The sequence below is a fragment of the Allobosea sp. NPDC055332 genome, from assembly GCF_053645455.1.
In genome coordinates this window covers 192374-207129 of record NZ_JBSHMO010000006.1, presented here as the reverse complement: position 1 = coordinate 207129, position 14756 = coordinate 192374, and the positions used below count along the sequence as shown (strand labels likewise).

The window sequence follows — 14756 nt, the reverse complement described above, 5'->3', positions numbered from 1 at the left end:
CTTGGATGGCCGGGACCATGACAGGCGACGGCGGGCGCGTCGTGCCGGAACGCTACGGTTCTGGCCGTAGGTTCCCGGACCGATTCAAGTCTCTCCGGGCTTGATTCCGCTGCTTCGCGCAAGCATTTGCATTCAAAAAAGAAACCCCGCGGATCGCTCCGCGGGGTCCAACATTGCTCAGGTGATCTCGCCGCTCAGCTATGCGCCAGGATGGCGAGCAGCAGGAGCGCGATGATGTTGGTGATCTTGATCGCAGGGTTCACGGCGGGGCCCGCCGTGTCCTTGTAGGGGTCGCCGACGGTGTCGCCGGTGACCGAGGCCTTGTGCGCTTCCGAGCCCTTGAGATGACGCACACCGTCCTTGTCGACGAAGCCGTCCTCGAAGCTCTTCTTGGCGTTATCCCAGGCGCCGCCGCCCGAGGTCATCGAGATCGCGACGAAGATGCCGGTGACGATCACACCCATCAGCATGGCGCCGACGGCCGCGAAGGCCTGGTTCTTGCCGGCGATGGCGTTGATGACGAAGAAGGTCACGATCGGCGCCAGCACCGGTAGCAGCGACGGCAGCACCATTTCCTTGATCGCCGCCTTGGTCAGCAGGTCGACGGCGCGGGCATAGTCCGGCCGATCCGTGCCTTGCATGATGCCGGGCTTCTCCCTGAACTGACGACGAACTTCCTCGACCACCGAGCCTGCCGCCTTGCCGACGGCGGTCATGCCCATGCCGCCGAAGAGGAAGGGGATCAGGCCGCCGAGCAGCAGGCCGACGACGACGTAGGGGTTCGACAGGGTGAAGTCGACGGTGACGCCCTTGAAGTACTGGAAGGTCGTCGAACCCGCCTTGTTGGCCTCGGCGACGAAGAAGTTGAGGTCCGAGGTGTAGGCGGCGAACAGCACCAGCGCGCCGAGGCCGGCCGAGCCGATCGCATAGCCCTTGGTGATCGCCTTGGTGGTGTTGCCGACGGCATCGAGCGCGTCGGTGGAGTGACGGACCTCCTTGGGCAGGCCGGCCATCTCGGCGATGCCGCCGGCATTGTCGGTGACCGGGCCGAAGGCGTCGAGGGCGACGACGACGCCGGCCAGCGCCAGCATCGCGGTGGTGGCGATGGCGATGCCGAACAGGCCGGCGAGGCCATAGGAAACGATGATGCCGGCGATGATCACGATGGTCGGCAGCGCCGTCGATTCCAGCGAGACCGCGAGGCCCTGGATGACGTTGGTGCCGTGACCGGTGACCGAGGCCTGGGCGATTGAGACGACCGGGCGCTTGCCCGTGCCGGTGTAGTATTCGGTGATGACGACGATCAGCAGCGTGACGGCGAGGCCGACCAGCGCGCAGCCGAACAGGCCGCCCGAGGTGAAGGTCACGCCCTGCCCCGTGGTGAACGAGGCCGCGAAGCCGCCGAACATCAGGTAATTCACGGCGGCGATCGCGCCGACCGAGAGCACGCCGGCAGCGATGAAACCCTTGTAGAGCGCGCCCATGATCGACTGGTTGGCGCCGAGCTTGACGAAGAAGGTGCCGATGATCGAGGTGACGATGCAGGCAGCGCCGATCGCCATCGGGTAGAGCATCATCGCGCCGAGCACGGGCTGGCCGGCGAAGAAGATCGCCGAAAGCACCATGGTCGCGACCAGCGTCACCGCATAGGTCTCGAACAGGTCCGCGGCCATGCCGGCGCAGTCGCCGACATTGTCGCCGACATTGTCGGCGATCGTCGCCGGGTTGCGCGGATCATCCTCGGGAATGCCGGCCTCGACCTTGCCGACGAGGTCGGCACCAACGTCCGCACCCTTGGTGAAGATGCCGCCGCCGAGACGAGCGAAGATCGAGATCAGCGAGGCGCCGAAGCCGAGCGCGACGAGCGAGTCGATGACGACGCGGCTCGAGGGCGCGAAGCCCTTCATGCCGGTGAGGAAGCCGTAGTAGCAGGCGACGCCGAGCAGAGCGAGGCCGGCGACCAGCATGCCGGTGACCGCGCCCGCCTTGAAGGCGACGTCGAGTCCCTCGCCGAGCGACTGCATCGCCGCCTGGGCGGTGCGGACGTTGGCGCGGACCGAAACGTTCATGCCGATGAAGCCGGCGACGCCCGAAAGCACCGCGCCGATCAGGAAGCCGATGCCGACATAGGCGCCGAGCAGCCAGGTCAGGGCGAGGAAGAGCACGACGCCGACCATGCCGATCGTCATGTACTGGCGCTTGAGATAAGCCTGCGCGCCTTCCGCCACCGCGCCGGAAATCTCCTGCATGCGCTGGCTGCCGGCATCGCGTTTCATCACGTCGCCATAGGCCCATAAGCCGTAGACGATCGATAACGCACTCAAGACAATGATGATGAGCAAGGCCGACATCGAATTTCCTATCCCTGAGAATTCGTCATCCGGGGCAGGACGCCCCGACGGAGCCGGTTTTCCGGTTCTTTGAACGCAAGGAACGGCTCAGTCGGCCTCACAAAGAATCAGGCCTGCAGCGCCGATCACCAGTGTCGGGTCGGATTGTTGCCCAGTTTCCGCCAGAATCGCAAACGGGTCGGCTGACAATTTTGGGAGAATGTCAGGGCGCGACGCAGCAGTTTGCCGATCGGCCGCGCGCTTTCGAGAACGGCTCTAGAGTGCCACGTCGCGATTGACGTTCTTGTAGAGCAGGTAGCAGGCGTCGCCGAAGCCGGTCGGATAGAATTGCTGCGGGCAGTAGCCGCCCATCCAGATGAAGTCCTCGGCCCAGATCTCGTGCCAGTCCTGCCCGAGGAAATAGAGGCCCTGCCCTTCCAGCATGTAGAGCCCGTGCTCCATCACATGGGTTTCGACATCCGGGAAAAAGGCGCCGGGCTTGAACCACATCAGGTTCATCTCGAAGTCGAAGCGCATGTCGCCATAGGGCAGCAGGAACTGGAAGCCGCGCCCCTCCATGCCGGTATGATTGGTCAGCGGCACCGCGTCGCGATGCGACAGGATCGGCTCGGGCACGGCGAGCCCGGCGGCCGGCTCGTAGCGCTTGCGCAAGGCGAGCACGCGCACCCGGGCATCGCTGTCATTGCGCAGCGAGAACCGTGTTCCGCCCGGGACATAGGCGAAGCTGCCGGGGCGGAAGGAGCTGCCGGCCGAGCCGTCGATGGCGAACGCCGCCTCGCCGGAGAGGCCGTAATAGAAGTGCTGGACGCCGTCCTCGGCGAAGGGCTCGAGCGTGCCGCCGCCGGGCTCGATCTCGAGCACATATTGCGCGAACTGCGCCCCGAGCACCGGCGCCGCGAGAATGCGCGCGATGGTCTTCTCGACATGCGGCAGCCGGCTGACCAGCACGCCCTCGGGCGGCATGAAGGCGTAGTTCCTCTGCACGACGCCGCGATTGTGGCCGATCGCGCCCGCCACGGGGCGGCCGGCGAACTGGGGAAGCTGGTGCGGGCGCATGCGAAATCTCCTGCTGGGCGGCTCGACCTACCCAGCAAGGATCACGCCGCCACGCGCTTCTGCAAGCTCTGCCACGCGACCAGCGCCAGCGCGATCGCGACCGGCGGGAAGACCAGCCAGTTGACGCTGTCCCAGCCGCCGGCGCTGAGCAGGCCGCCCGAGGAGAAGGAGGCGATCGCGACCGAGCCGAAGACCAGGAAGTCGTTGGCGGCCTGGACCTTGACCCGCTCCTCAGGCCGGTAGCAGTCGGTGACCAGTGCGGTCGCGCCGATGAAGCCGAAATTCCAGCCGAGCCCGAGCAGGACGAGCGCGATCCAGAAATGCGCGACGCTGAGGCCGGTGAGGCCGACCACCGCCGCGAGCGCCGTCAGCAGCAGGCCGACGGCGGTGACCTTCTCCTTGCCGAAGCGGGCTATCAGCCGGCCGGTGAAGAAGCTCGGCGCGAACATGGCGAGCACATGCCACTGGATGCCGAGCGCAGCATCGCCGACGCTGTGGCCGCAGCCGACCATGGCGAGCGGCGCCGCCGTCATGACGAAGCTCATCAGCCCGTACGCGACCAGCGCCGCGATCACCGAGGCGATGAATTTCGGCTGGCGCATGATGACGGAGAGCGGCCGGCCGCCACCGGATTTCGCCTCCTTCACCGGCGGAGCGCGCAGTGCCAGCACGACGCCGATGGCGAGCAAGGCGAGCACGCCCTGCGCCAGGAAGCTCGCGGCGAAGGGCGCAGCCGGCGTCAGGTCACGCGTCCAGAAGACCGATTGCGGTCCGATCACCGCCGCCGCCAGCCCGCCGATCATCACCCAGGAGATGGCGCGCGGCTTGAAGCTCTCGCTCGCCGTGTCGGCGGCGGCAAAGCGATAGCTCTGCACATAGGAGCCGTAGAGCCCGCAAAGGAAGGTGCCGAGGCAGAACAGCCAGAACAGCCGCTCGGCCACTCCGGCCGCAGCGACGCTCGCGCCAAATGCGCCGACCAGTGCGCCGATGACGTAGCCGCGGCGGCGGCCGATCCGGCGCATCAGGAAGGCGGCGGGGATGACGCCGGCGGCGAGGCCCAGCTGCATCAGGCTGACCGGGACGGTGGCGAAGGCCGGGTTCGAGACCAGTTGCGATCCGACGATGCCGCCGAGCGAGATCACGATCGCGGGGCTCGCACCACCGAGCGCCTGGGCGCCGGCGAGCACCAGCGCGTTGCGCCTGGCGAGCGTGTCGCCATCCATCACCGGAACATGCTGGTTCATCGCAGCCGCCGCCCTTCGCGGCCGCGCGGCCGCTTTCTAAAAATGAGCGAAGGAGCCGCGTGCGAAGGTTCGCGGCCGGCCCGCTTCGGTATAGCGCACGCTCCCAGCCTCGGCGGTGACGCGCCCGATGCGCGCCAGACCGAGCCCCGCTGCCTTAGCCGCAGCAAGCAGAGAAGGATATTCTCCTTCCGGGACCGTACAGAGAATTTCGTAGTCGTCACCGCCGGTCCAGGCCAGTTCCGCCAATGCGGGATCGGCCATGACGGCAGTGCGGGCCGCGGGCGAGAGCGGCACCGCGTCGAGGTCGATTTCGGCACCTGCTTTCGACGCCGCCAGCAGCTTGCCGAGGTCACCGACGAGGCCGTCGGAGATGTCCATCGCGGCCGAGGCATGCGCCTGCAGGGCAGCTGCGAGCGCGGTTCGCGGCTGCGGGTGCAGATAGCGGTCGGCGAGGAAAGCGCGATCAGCTTCGGAGAGCTTGCCGACCCATGCCGGGCGGTCCGGCCCATGCGCCTTCAGCCCGAGCGCCGCATCGCCGATCGTGCCGGTGACGGCGACGACATCGCCCGGCTTCGCCCCGGAGCGCAGCACCATGCGGCCAGCGGGCACGCTGCCGAAAGCGGTGATCGACAGCGTCAGCGGGCCCACGGTCGAGACGGTGTCGCCGCCGATCAGCGGGCAACCGCCCTCGCCCGCCATGGCGCCGAGGCCCTCGGCGAAACCGGCGAGCCAGTCTTCCGTCCATCCCCGGGGCAAAGCCAGCGTCAGCACGAAGCCGTCGGGCCTGGCGCCCTTGGCGGCGAGATCGGAGAGATTGACGCCAAGCGCCTTGCGCCCGATCGAGGCCGGCGGATCGTCCGGGAAGAAGTGCACGCCGGCGACCAGCGCATCGGCGGTGATGACGAGCTCATAGCCGCGCGCCGGGCGCAGCAGGGCAGCATCATCGACGAGACCAAGCCCGTCGCGGCCAGCGATCGGCGCGAAATAGCGGGCGATCAGCTCGAATTCGCCGGGGGACTGGGTTCCGGCCACGGCGCCGCTCACGCTGCCGGCGCGTCGAATTCCTCGGCGCGGACGTCGCGGGCCATCTTGTCGAGCACCGCATTGACCATGCCGACCTCCTCGCCCTCGTAGAAGGAACGGGCGACCGCGACATATTCCGAGATCACGGCGCGGGCCGGCACGTCCTTGCGGAAGGCGAGCTCATAAGCACCGGCGCGCAGGATGGCGCGCACCACCGCCTCGACGCGCTTCAGCGGCCAGCCGGAGGCGAGGAGCTCGTCGACCGAGCGGTCGACCAGCCGCTGCTCGCGCACGACACCGCCGAGCAGGTCGCGGAAGAAGGCGATTTCGGCCTTGGGGAGTTCGATGTCCTCGACCTCCTTGCCGATCCAGAAGGCCTCGAACTCGGCCATGGCCTCGACCACGCCGCGTCCGCCGACCTCCATCTCGTAGAGCGCCTGGACGGCCGAGAGCCGCGCGCCGCGGCGCATCTCGGATCGGCTCATTTCGACTCCTCCGCCAGCGAGCGCTTGTAACGCAGCACCGCGAGCGCAGCTTCCGCCGCGCCGCCGCCCTTGTCCATCTCGCTGCGGTTGGCGCGGGCCCAGGCCTGGGCATCGTTCTCGACGGTCAGGATGCCGTTGCCGAGCGGCAGGGCAAAAGCGACCGACAGGTCCATCAGCGCACGCGAGCTCTCGCCGGCGACGATGTCGTAATGGCCGGTCTCGCCGCGGATGACGGTGCCGAGCGCGACGACGGCCTCGTAAGGGTCGACCGCCTCGTCGGCGGCGCGCAGGCCGATGACGATGGCGGAGGGGATTTCGAGCGCGCCGGGCACGGTGACGACGTCGACACGGCAGCCGGCCTTCTCGAGCACTGCGGTGGCGCCGGCGAGGAGCTCGTCGGCGAGCCCATCATAGAAGCGGGCCTCGACGACGAGCACGCGGGCGCCATCGAGCGGGGTGACCGAAACGGCCGATGATTGCCGGGATCCGGCCATGGTGAAATTCCTCGTCTGGGATTGAGGACGCTGGTTAGCCGCCCGGGCGCGCCTCCGCAAGCCGCGCGGCATACCGCGCCATCAGATCGACCTCGACATGGACGCCGTCCCCCTTCCGGCGCTCGCCCCAGGTGGTGACGCTGAAGGAATGCGGGATCAGCAGCACCGTGAAGACGTCGTCCTCGACGCTGTTCACGGTCAGCGAGGTGCCATCGAGGCAGATCGAGCCCTTGGCGGCGATGAAGCGGGCGAGCCCCTGCGGCGCGCGGATATGGAAACGCGCCGTCGCGCCCCAGGGCTCGTTCGGATCGGGCGCGATCTCGTCGATCTTCAGGATCGTGCCGACGCCGTCGACATGGCCGGTGACGAGATGGCCGCCGAGCTCGTCGCCCATCTTCAGCGAGCGCTCCAGATTGATCTTCGTACCGGGCGCCCATTCGGCGACGCGGGTCTTCGCCAGAGTCTCGGCCGCGGTCTCGACCTGGAAGATGCAGCCGGGCTCGCCATCCTCGCGCGGCTTGAGCGCCGTCACGGTCAGGCAGACGCCGGCGCAGCAGATCGAGGCGCCGAGCTCGATGCCGGAGGCTTCCCAGGGGCACGAGATATCGAACTGCTTGAGGCTCGGGCCCTTGGTCTCGGCGCGGGTGACGGTGCCGATGGCGGTGACGATGCCGGTGAACATCAGGCGATCCTCGTGAACACTTCGAAACGGTCGCAGCCGATCTGCCCGGCTTGCGTGACGGCGTAGATTTCGGGATCGGCGAGCAGCGCCGCAAGCCCCGGCCGCACGGCGACGATGCCCTCTGTGCCGAGCGGCTTCGGCGAGGTCGAGACGATGACCTCGTCGGCGAGGCCCTGCAGCGCCAGTTGCTCGCCGATCGTCGGGCCGCCTTCCGAGAAGACACGCGTGATGCCGCGGACCGCCAGCAGGCGCAGTGCCTCGGCGAGATCGAGATGGCCATCGGCGCCACGGGAGACGCGCATGACCTCGACGCCGGCAGCGACGAGCTTCTCCTCGGCCGCGACCGAGGCGTCTTCGGCCGCGATCACCCAGAGCGGCACGGTCGCAGCTCCCTGCACCAGCTTGGCGGTCAGCGGCAGGCGGAGCGAGGAATCAAGCACGACGCGGATCGGCGAGCGGACTTCCATTCCCGGCAGGCGCACCGTCAGCAACGGATCATCGGCGAGGACGCTGCCAATGCCGAGCATGATCGCGTCGTGGCTGGCGCGCAGGCGATGCACCCACTCGCCCGATTCCGGGCAGGAGATGGCTAGCCTTGCGCCCCCTGCCCCGCCGGCGAAGCCGTCCGCCGTGCGCGCGACCTTGAAGGTCACCATCGGACGGCCTTGCGTCACCCGCAGCACATGGCCGCGATGGCTGCGCTGCGCCTGATTTTCGAGCACGCCGGTGACGACCTCCACACCCGCCATGCGCAGCAGGGCATGGCCGAGGCCGGCGATCTGCGGGTTGGGATCGGACATGGCCGAGACGACGCGCCGGACGCCGGCAAGCAGGGTGCGCTCGACGCAAGGCGTGCCGCCGCGGACGGTGCGATGCGAGCAGGGCTCCAGCGTGACATAGAGCGTGCCGCCGCTCGCGGCCGCGCCGGCCTGCTCGAAGGCCATCGCCTCGCCATGCGGGCGACCACCGGGTTGGGTATGCCCCTCGCCGACGATCACCGGACCGTCCGGCCCGTCGCGCACGACCACGGCGCCGACGCTCGGATTCGGCCAGGTCCGGCCGAGCCCGCGTGCACCGAGTTCCAGCGCCCGCGCCATGAAGGCGCGGTCGATCGCGTCCTGATCAGGCATCGTCGCGAGCAGGTGCCGGCTTGCTGTCAGGCTCGATCTCGTCACTCCCGAGCTGGCCGAGCAGTTCCTCGAAATCGCGCGCCTCGCGGAAATTCTTGTAGACCGAGGCGAAGCGGACATAGGCGACGTCGTCGAGCGACTTCAGCCCTTCCATCACCAGTTCGCCGATGGCCGAGCTCTGGATCTCGCCTTCGCCGGAGCTTTCGAGCTGGCGGACGATGCCGTTGACCATGCGCTCGACGCGCTCGGGCGCGACGGGGCGCTTGCGCAAAGCCACCTCGATCGAGGTCTGCAGCTTGTCACGATCGAAGACGGTGCGCCGGCCGGAGCGCTTGACCACGGTGAGCTCGCGCAGCTGCACGCGCTCGAAAGTGGTGAAGCGACCGCCGCAATCGGGGCAGACGCGCCGGCGCCGGATCGAGGCGTGATCGTCGGTCGGCCGCGAATCCTTCACCTGGGTATCGAGCGAGCCGCAATAGGGACAGCGCATGCCTGGGGCCTCGAGGTTGACTTGAGGGACGATACCGTCCGCGGCCCTTCATTGCCCCAGCCATGCCGTCGCAGGCCAGCGAAAAACGACCAGCCGACGGCAAGGGGGCAAGCACGAGATCGCATGACGCTCCGACGGCGGATCGCAGCCCTCTCGAATAAAGACCCCGGACGATTGCCGTCTCATGGCAAGGTAGCATCCTGCGACGCGCCTGCCAGTCACCGCCTGCGCCTGCCTTCCGATCCACAGCTCACCAATCGGAGTTTCGCAGATGTCCAATGACACTATCGGCGACGCCTTTGGCGGCCTGGTCGTCCTGGCCTTCGACCTTCTCGACAGCGAGATCCACAGGTCTCCCGAACGTCTTGCCGAGATCCTCAAGAGCCCGGTCGTGCTCTCGACGGCGCAGAAGGGGTTGCTGAGCTTCGCGAACGCCAAACTCAAGAGCCAGACGACCCAGCTCTCGTCCGACGACATCCAGAAGCTCCGCTCGATCGGCGACGATGTCCTGTCCAAGGCAGCCGACGAGTATTTCAAGCAGATCAAGAAGTCGTCGGCCTATAAGTCCCTCGAAAAGCAGGTCGACGCCTTCAAGGAAGCAGCCAGCTCGTCAGCACTCGGCGTCTGGGTCGATCAGCACAAGGGCATCGTCTACGTCGTCGGCGCGGCGCTGGCGCTCGGAGCGGGCGCTGCCCTCTTCGTCACCAAGCCGAACAATGGCGCGGTGACGCTCGGCCTGCAGCAGCTGGAGAAGCTGAAATTCGAGGTGGTCAAGCTCGGCGCGCTCAAGCTCGGCGTCGGCGGCATCGTCTTCGACCCGACGGCCGAACTGGTCGGCGCCAAACTGACCGGGAAGCTGAAATGGGACCGGCTGAAGCTCGATCTCTCGCTTCAGGTGGTGACCAAGTCGGCCGCGATCGAGAAGGTCGAGGGCGAGGTCATGGTCCAGTACGGCTCGTTCGAGCTCAGCGGCATCGTCAAGAAGGACGTGACCAAGCCGACCGTCGACCTCAATCTCAAACTGAGCGCGACGGAGGACCGCTTCAACGTCGCCGTCGCCGCGCAGGTCAAGGACGGCCAGTTCGGCGGCAGCGCCTCGGCCGGTTACAAGGTCATGAAGGGGCTCGACCTCAATGCCGAGCTCAGCCGGACCAACCGGGGCGATGCGCCCGGCGGTCCGGAAAACCTGTTCATGATCAAGCTGACCGGGACCTTCCCTTAAAGACCGGTCCCGGCCTCTTCCCGCTCAGTAGATCGGGAAGCGCGCGGTCAGCTCGTGCGCCTTGGCCTTGACCGCCTGCTCGACGGCGGCGTTGCCCTCCTCGCCATTGGCGGCGAGGCCATCCAGAACCTCGGCGATCAGCTCGCCGACCTTCTTGAACTCGGCGACGCCGAAGCCGCGCGAGGTCGCCGCCGGCGTGCCCAGGCGGATGCCGGAGGTGACCATCGGCTTCTCCGGATCGAAGGGGATGCCGTTCTTGTTGCAGGTGATGTGAGCCCGGCCGAGCGCGGCCTCGGCCGCCTTGCCGGTGACCTTCTTCGAGCGCAGGTCGACCAGCATCAGGTGGTTGTCGGTGCCGCCGGTGACGAGGTCGAAGCCCTTGCTCTTCAGGGTCTCGGCCAGCGCCTTGGCGTTGGCGACGACGGCATGGGCGTAGGTCTTGAACTCCGGCTGCAGCGCCTCATGGAACGAGACGGCCTTGGCGGCGATGACGTGCATCAGCGGCCCGCCCTGCAGGCCGGGGAACACGGCCGAGTTGATCTTCTTGGCGATGGCCTCGTCATTGGTCAGCACCATGCCGCCGCGCGGGCCACGCAGGGTCTTGTGGGTGGTGGTGGTGACGACATGGGCGTGCGGGAACGGCGAGGGATGCGCACCGCCGGCGACCAGCCCGGCGAAATGGGCGATGTCGACCATGAAATAGGCGCCGACCTTGTCGGCGATCTCGCGGAAGCGGGCGAAGTCCCAATGGCGGGCATAGGCCGAGCCGCCGGCGACGATGATCTTCGGCTTGTTCTCGACGGCGAGGCGCTCCATCGCGTCATAGTCGATGATCTGGTCGACGACGCAGACGCCATAGGGCACGACCTTGAACCACTTGCCCGACTGGTTGACCGGGGCGCCATGGGTGAGATGGCCGCCGGCAGCGAGGTCGAGGCCCATGAAGGTATCGCCGGGCTGCATCAGCGCCATGAACACGGCCTGGTTGGCCTGGCTGCCGGAATTCGGCTGGACATTGGCGAACTGGCAGTCGAACAGGCGGCAGGCGCGTTCGATCGCGAGCTTCTCGGCGATGTCGACGAACTGGCAGCCGCCGTAATAGCGCCGGCCCGGATAGCCCTCGGCGTATTTGTTGGTCATCACCGAGCCCTGCGCTTCGAGCACGGCCTGCGAGACGATGTTTTCGGAGGCGATCAGCTCGATCTCGTCGCGCTGGCGGCCGAGCTCGAGCTCGATGGCGCGGGCGATCTCGGGATCGACATCGGCAAGGCCGGCGCCGAAGAAGGAGTTGGAGAGGTGCTTGCGCGCGGCGTCGGTCATGTCCGGCTCCTGAAGAATGCGGCGGCCGATCGCGGCCCAGCCCCGTGCGCGGTCCCTATCACGCGATGTTTGCCTGTCCAAGCGATAGATGGACGCGGCTAAGGAGCTGCCCGGCGCGCGCCCGAGCGTCGGATGGAGGGGCGGTAGACGAGCTTCCGGCGCGAAGCGGCCTGCATCAGCTTGCGGAAGCTCGGGCATTCCAGATGCGAAGGCGCGGGGCAATCGGCGACATGGCGCAGGATGTCCCGCAGCATTCGCAATTCGGCCATCTGCCGTTGCAACTCGTCAGCTTTGACGAGCAGCTGGTCGCGCGGGATCTCGGGCCTGCCGTCGCGCCCGAACATGCCGGCGATCTCCTCCAGCGAGAAGCCGGCCGCCTTGCCCATGGCGATCAGCGACAGTTTCAGCAGCACATCGGCATCGAATTGCCGCCGCAGGCCATACCGCCCTACCGAGGAAATCAGGCCGATCTCCTCATAATAGCGCAGGGTCGACGCTGTCACGCCCGAGCGTTCTGCGACCTCGCCAATGTCCAGAGCAAGCATGCTTGACCTCAAGTCGACTTGAATTCGTACGCTCTGCCGAAAGGCTCACTTCGGCAAGAGGTTCATCATGGAAGCTATTCTCGTTTCAAGGCAAATCCCGGTCTGGCAGGACCCGCGCGCCATCGCCCTCCTGATGGCGGCATCGCTCACCACCATGGCGAACGCGACGATCGCCCCGGCCCTGCCCGGGCTGGAGCGACTGTTCGCGGACGATCCCAACGCCGCCCTGCTGACGCGGCTGCTGGTACCGGCGCCCTCGCTCGCCGTCGCGATCTGCGCGCCGCTCGCGGGAATCGCCGCCGACCGGACCGGGCGGCGCAGACTGCTGCTCGTCGGCGTCCTGCTGTTCGTCGTCTCGGGATGCGCCGGGCTCGTCCTGCCCGACCTGCCGACGATCTTCGCGAGCCGGCTCGTCCTGGGAGTGGCGGTCGCGCTGATCATGACGGCGCAGACGGCGCTGATCGGCGATTATTTCAGCGGCGACGACCGCAATGCCCTGAGCGGCCTGCAGATTTCGGCCCGCAATCTCGGCGGCCTCGTCTTCATCCTCACCGCGGGCTGGGTCGCGACGCTCTCGCCGCGCCTGCCCTTCGCGATCTACGGGCTCGCCGCAGCCTTCCTGCCGCTGATGTGGCTGGTGATCGTCGATCCGCCGCGCCTGTCGTCGGTTGCCGGCGGTAGGCAGGTAGATGGCAGTGACGACCATCGCGCCTGGCGGCTTCCGCTTGCCTTGCTGGTACTGCTGCAGGGCGCGACCAACATGATCTTCTTCGTCATGCCGACGCAGCTGTCCTTCTTTCTGGACGCACAGGGCTATGACAGCGCGATCATGACCGGCTCGGCGCTCGGCATGCTGATGCTGTCGGGCGGCGGTTCTGCGCTGCTCTACCCCCGCATCCAGCGCGCCGTCGGCTATGTCGGCATCTTCGCGCTGGGCTACGGCGCCATGGCCGTGGGCTTCCTCGTTCTGCTGCTCGCTTCGACGACCCTGGCGATCTTTGCCGCCGTCGCGGCAATCGGCGCGGGTTACGCTTTGGTCTCGCCGAGCTTCGTGGCACTCGCCCTCAACCTCGCACCGGCGCAGAAGCGCGGGCTGGCCGGCGGCATCCTGACCACCTCGATCTTCATCGGCCAGTTCTGCTCGCCGATCATCAGCACGCCCCTGATCGCAGGACGCAGCTACGCTTTCCTCTTCGGCGGCACGGCCGCATTGCTGGTCCTGATGACGGCAATGGCCGCGCTGGCGGGTGGCGCGAACCGGCTACGCAGGCAATAGTGCGGCGATATGGAACGCAGCCTCGAGCCCGCTTTCCTCTATTCGTTGGGATGAGTCGGTCGAATCGCCCCCGTGCAACCGCCGGCTGCAATCGAACCGACATCGCGATGTCGCAGGGGCCCTGCGATATCGAGCAACGAGAAAAAAGGGGATGCCGGCGTGACCCAGGATGCGCAGCAAATCGAAGCCGAAGCCCCGGCTTGGCCGCCGAAGCGCCGCTCGCCCCTGCACGCCTTTCTCGAAAGCGGCGCCGCCGCTGGCGTGCTGCTGGTCTTCTCCGCGGCCCTGGCGTTGATCATCGCCAACTCGGCGCTCGGCATCGTCTATTTCAAGCTGCTCGAAGCAAAGATCGCGGGCCTCTCGGTCCTGCACTGGATCAACGACGCGCTGATGGCAGTGTTCTTCCTGGTCGTCGGACTGGAGATCAAGCGCGAATTCGTCGAGGGCCAGCTGGCGAGCTGGAGCCGCCGCGCCCTGCCCGCCTTCGCCGCGCTCGGCGGCATGATCGCGCCTGCCCTGATCTATGCGGCGCTCGCCAAAGGCGACGCCGCAGCGCTGCGCGGCTGGGCGATCCCCGCCGCGACCGACATCGCGTTTGCGCTCGGCGTCCTCGCCATCCTCGGCTCGCGCGTCCCGGTCTCGCTCAAGATCTTCCTGACCGCGCTCGCCATCCTCGACGATCTCGGCGCAATCCTGATCATCGCCCTGTTTTATTCGGGCAATCTCTCGCTGCCGATGCTGGCCGGCGCTGGCACGTGCCTTGCCATCCTGATGGCGCTCAATCTGCGCGGCGTCCGCCTGCTGCCGCTCTATCTCGTGATCGGCGCAGTGCTCTGGTTCTTCGTGCTGAAGTCCGGCATCCACGCCACGCTCGCCGGCGTCGCGCTGGCACTGACCATCCCGATCGGCGGCCATGGCGCGGAGAGCGACGAGCCCGAGCATTCACCGCTGCACACGCTCGAGCACCGGCTCCACCCCTGGTCGTCCTATTTCATCGTGCCGGTCTTCGGCTTCGCCAATGCCGGCGTCTCGATCGCCGGCATGTCGCCCTCGCTGCTGCTGACGCCGGTGCCACTCGGCATCGTGCTCGGGCTCTTCCTCGGCAAGCAGATCGGCGTGTTCGGCTTCGCCTGGCTCGCGGTGCGGCTCGGTCTCGGCACCATGCCGGCCAAGGCGACATGGGCGCAGCTCTACGGCGTCTCGCTGCTCTGCGGCATCGGCTTCACCATGAGCCTGTTCATCGGGGCGCTCGCCTTCGCGAACAGTGCCGCGCTCAACGACGCCACCAAGATCGGCGTGCTCGCCGGCTCGGCACTGTCGGCGGTGATCGGCTATGTCGTGCTCCATCTCGCCGGCCGGCATCTGGCGACGGGCGACGATCCCGCGCCGGTGATCCAGCGGTCGCACTGAGGAGCTCGGAGCAGGATCACAAAATCGC

The 14756-nt window shown here is 67.5% G+C and carries 14 protein-coding genes; 3 read left to right on the top strand and 11 right to left on the bottom strand.

What is annotated here, in order from left to right; genetic code table 11:
- Window positions 1-194: 194 nt before the first annotated feature.
- The 9 genes from ACWIGM_RS29765 to nrdR all read right to left on the bottom strand — a co-directional run bounded on the left by ACWIGM_RS29765 (window position 195) and on the right by nrdR (window position 8955).
- Window positions 195-2351 (bottom strand): sodium-translocating pyrophosphatase, encoded by a 2157-nt coding sequence (locus tag ACWIGM_RS29765; RefSeq protein WP_454029596.1) that lies wholly within the window; start codon window positions 2349-2351, stop codon window positions 195-197.
- Window positions 2352-2606: 255 nt separating this feature from the next.
- Window positions 2607-3407: a (S)-ureidoglycine aminohydrolase gene (allE, locus tag ACWIGM_RS29760; RefSeq protein WP_454029595.1), complete on the bottom strand. Its 801-nt coding sequence runs from the start codon at window positions 3405-3407 to the stop codon at window positions 2607-2609.
- 41 nt (window positions 3408-3448) lie between these two features.
- Complete coding sequence (locus ACWIGM_RS29755; RefSeq protein ID WP_454029594.1) at window positions 3449-4651, bottom strand: MFS transporter; 1203 nt, start codon at window positions 4649-4651, stop codon at window positions 3449-3451.
- A gap of 36 nt (window positions 4652-4687) precedes the next feature.
- Complete coding sequence (thiL, locus tag ACWIGM_RS29750; RefSeq protein WP_454029593.1) at window positions 4688-5683, bottom strand: thiamine-phosphate kinase; 996 nt, start codon at window positions 5681-5683, stop codon at window positions 4688-4690.
- A gap of 8 nt (window positions 5684-5691) precedes the next feature.
- On the bottom strand, window positions 5692-6159 hold the full coding sequence (nusB, locus tag ACWIGM_RS29745; RefSeq protein ID WP_137883774.1) for a transcription antitermination factor NusB: 468 nt from the start codon (window positions 6157-6159) through the stop codon (window positions 5692-5694).
- Window positions 6156-6653, bottom strand: coding sequence for a 6,7-dimethyl-8-ribityllumazine synthase (gene ribH / locus ACWIGM_RS29740; protein ID WP_454029592.1), 498 nt, complete (start codon window positions 6651-6653; stop codon window positions 6156-6158). Before ribH ends, nusB begins: the two co-directional genes overlap by 4 nt.
- A 34-nt stretch (window positions 6654-6687) precedes the next feature.
- A complete protein-coding gene (locus tag ACWIGM_RS29735) occupies window positions 6688-7335 on the bottom strand; it encodes a riboflavin synthase (protein WP_454029591.1) in 648 nt (215 codons plus the stop codon).
- On the bottom strand, window positions 7335-8465 hold the full coding sequence (ribD, locus tag ACWIGM_RS29730) for a bifunctional diaminohydroxyphosphoribosylaminopyrimidine deaminase/5-amino-6-(5-phosphoribosylamino)uracil reductase RibD (RefSeq protein ID WP_454029590.1): 1131 nt from the start codon (window positions 8463-8465) through the stop codon (window positions 7335-7337). Before ribD ends, ACWIGM_RS29735 begins: the two co-directional genes overlap by 1 nt.
- Window positions 8458-8955 (bottom strand): transcriptional regulator NrdR, encoded by a 498-nt coding sequence (gene nrdR, locus ACWIGM_RS29725; protein WP_454029589.1) that lies wholly within the window; start codon window positions 8953-8955, stop codon window positions 8458-8460. The genes ribD and nrdR overlap by 8 nt, the downstream gene beginning before the upstream one ends.
- A 271-nt stretch (window positions 8956-9226) precedes the next feature.
- Between nrdR and ACWIGM_RS29720 the strand changes: the two genes are divergently transcribed.
- On the top strand, window positions 9227-10177 hold the full coding sequence (locus tag ACWIGM_RS29720) for a hypothetical protein (RefSeq protein ID WP_454029588.1): 951 nt from the start codon (window positions 9227-9229) through the stop codon (window positions 10175-10177).
- A gap of 24 nt (window positions 10178-10201) precedes the next feature.
- On the opposite strand, the gene glyA is transcribed toward ACWIGM_RS29720, so the two are convergent.
- Window positions 10202-11497 (bottom strand): serine hydroxymethyltransferase, encoded by a 1296-nt coding sequence (gene glyA / locus ACWIGM_RS29715; protein ID WP_454029587.1) that lies wholly within the window; start codon window positions 11495-11497, stop codon window positions 10202-10204.
- A 98-nt stretch (window positions 11498-11595) separates the two neighbouring features.
- Window positions 11596-12042: a helix-turn-helix domain-containing protein gene (locus ACWIGM_RS29710; protein WP_454029586.1), complete on the bottom strand. Its 447-nt coding sequence runs from the start codon at window positions 12040-12042 to the stop codon at window positions 11596-11598.
- 67 nt (window positions 12043-12109) lie between these two features.
- Here ACWIGM_RS29710 and ACWIGM_RS29705 point away from each other — a divergent pair, with 67 nt between their 5' ends.
- Window positions 12110-13318: an MFS transporter gene (locus ACWIGM_RS29705; RefSeq protein WP_454029585.1), complete on the top strand. Its 1209-nt coding sequence runs from the start codon at window positions 12110-12112 to the stop codon at window positions 13316-13318.
- A 159-nt stretch (window positions 13319-13477) separates the two neighbouring features.
- Entirely contained in the window at window positions 13478-14728 is a 1251-nt protein-coding gene (gene nhaA, locus ACWIGM_RS29700) for a Na+/H+ antiporter NhaA (RefSeq protein ID WP_454029584.1), read from the top strand.
- Window positions 14729-14756 lie beyond the last annotated feature (28 nt).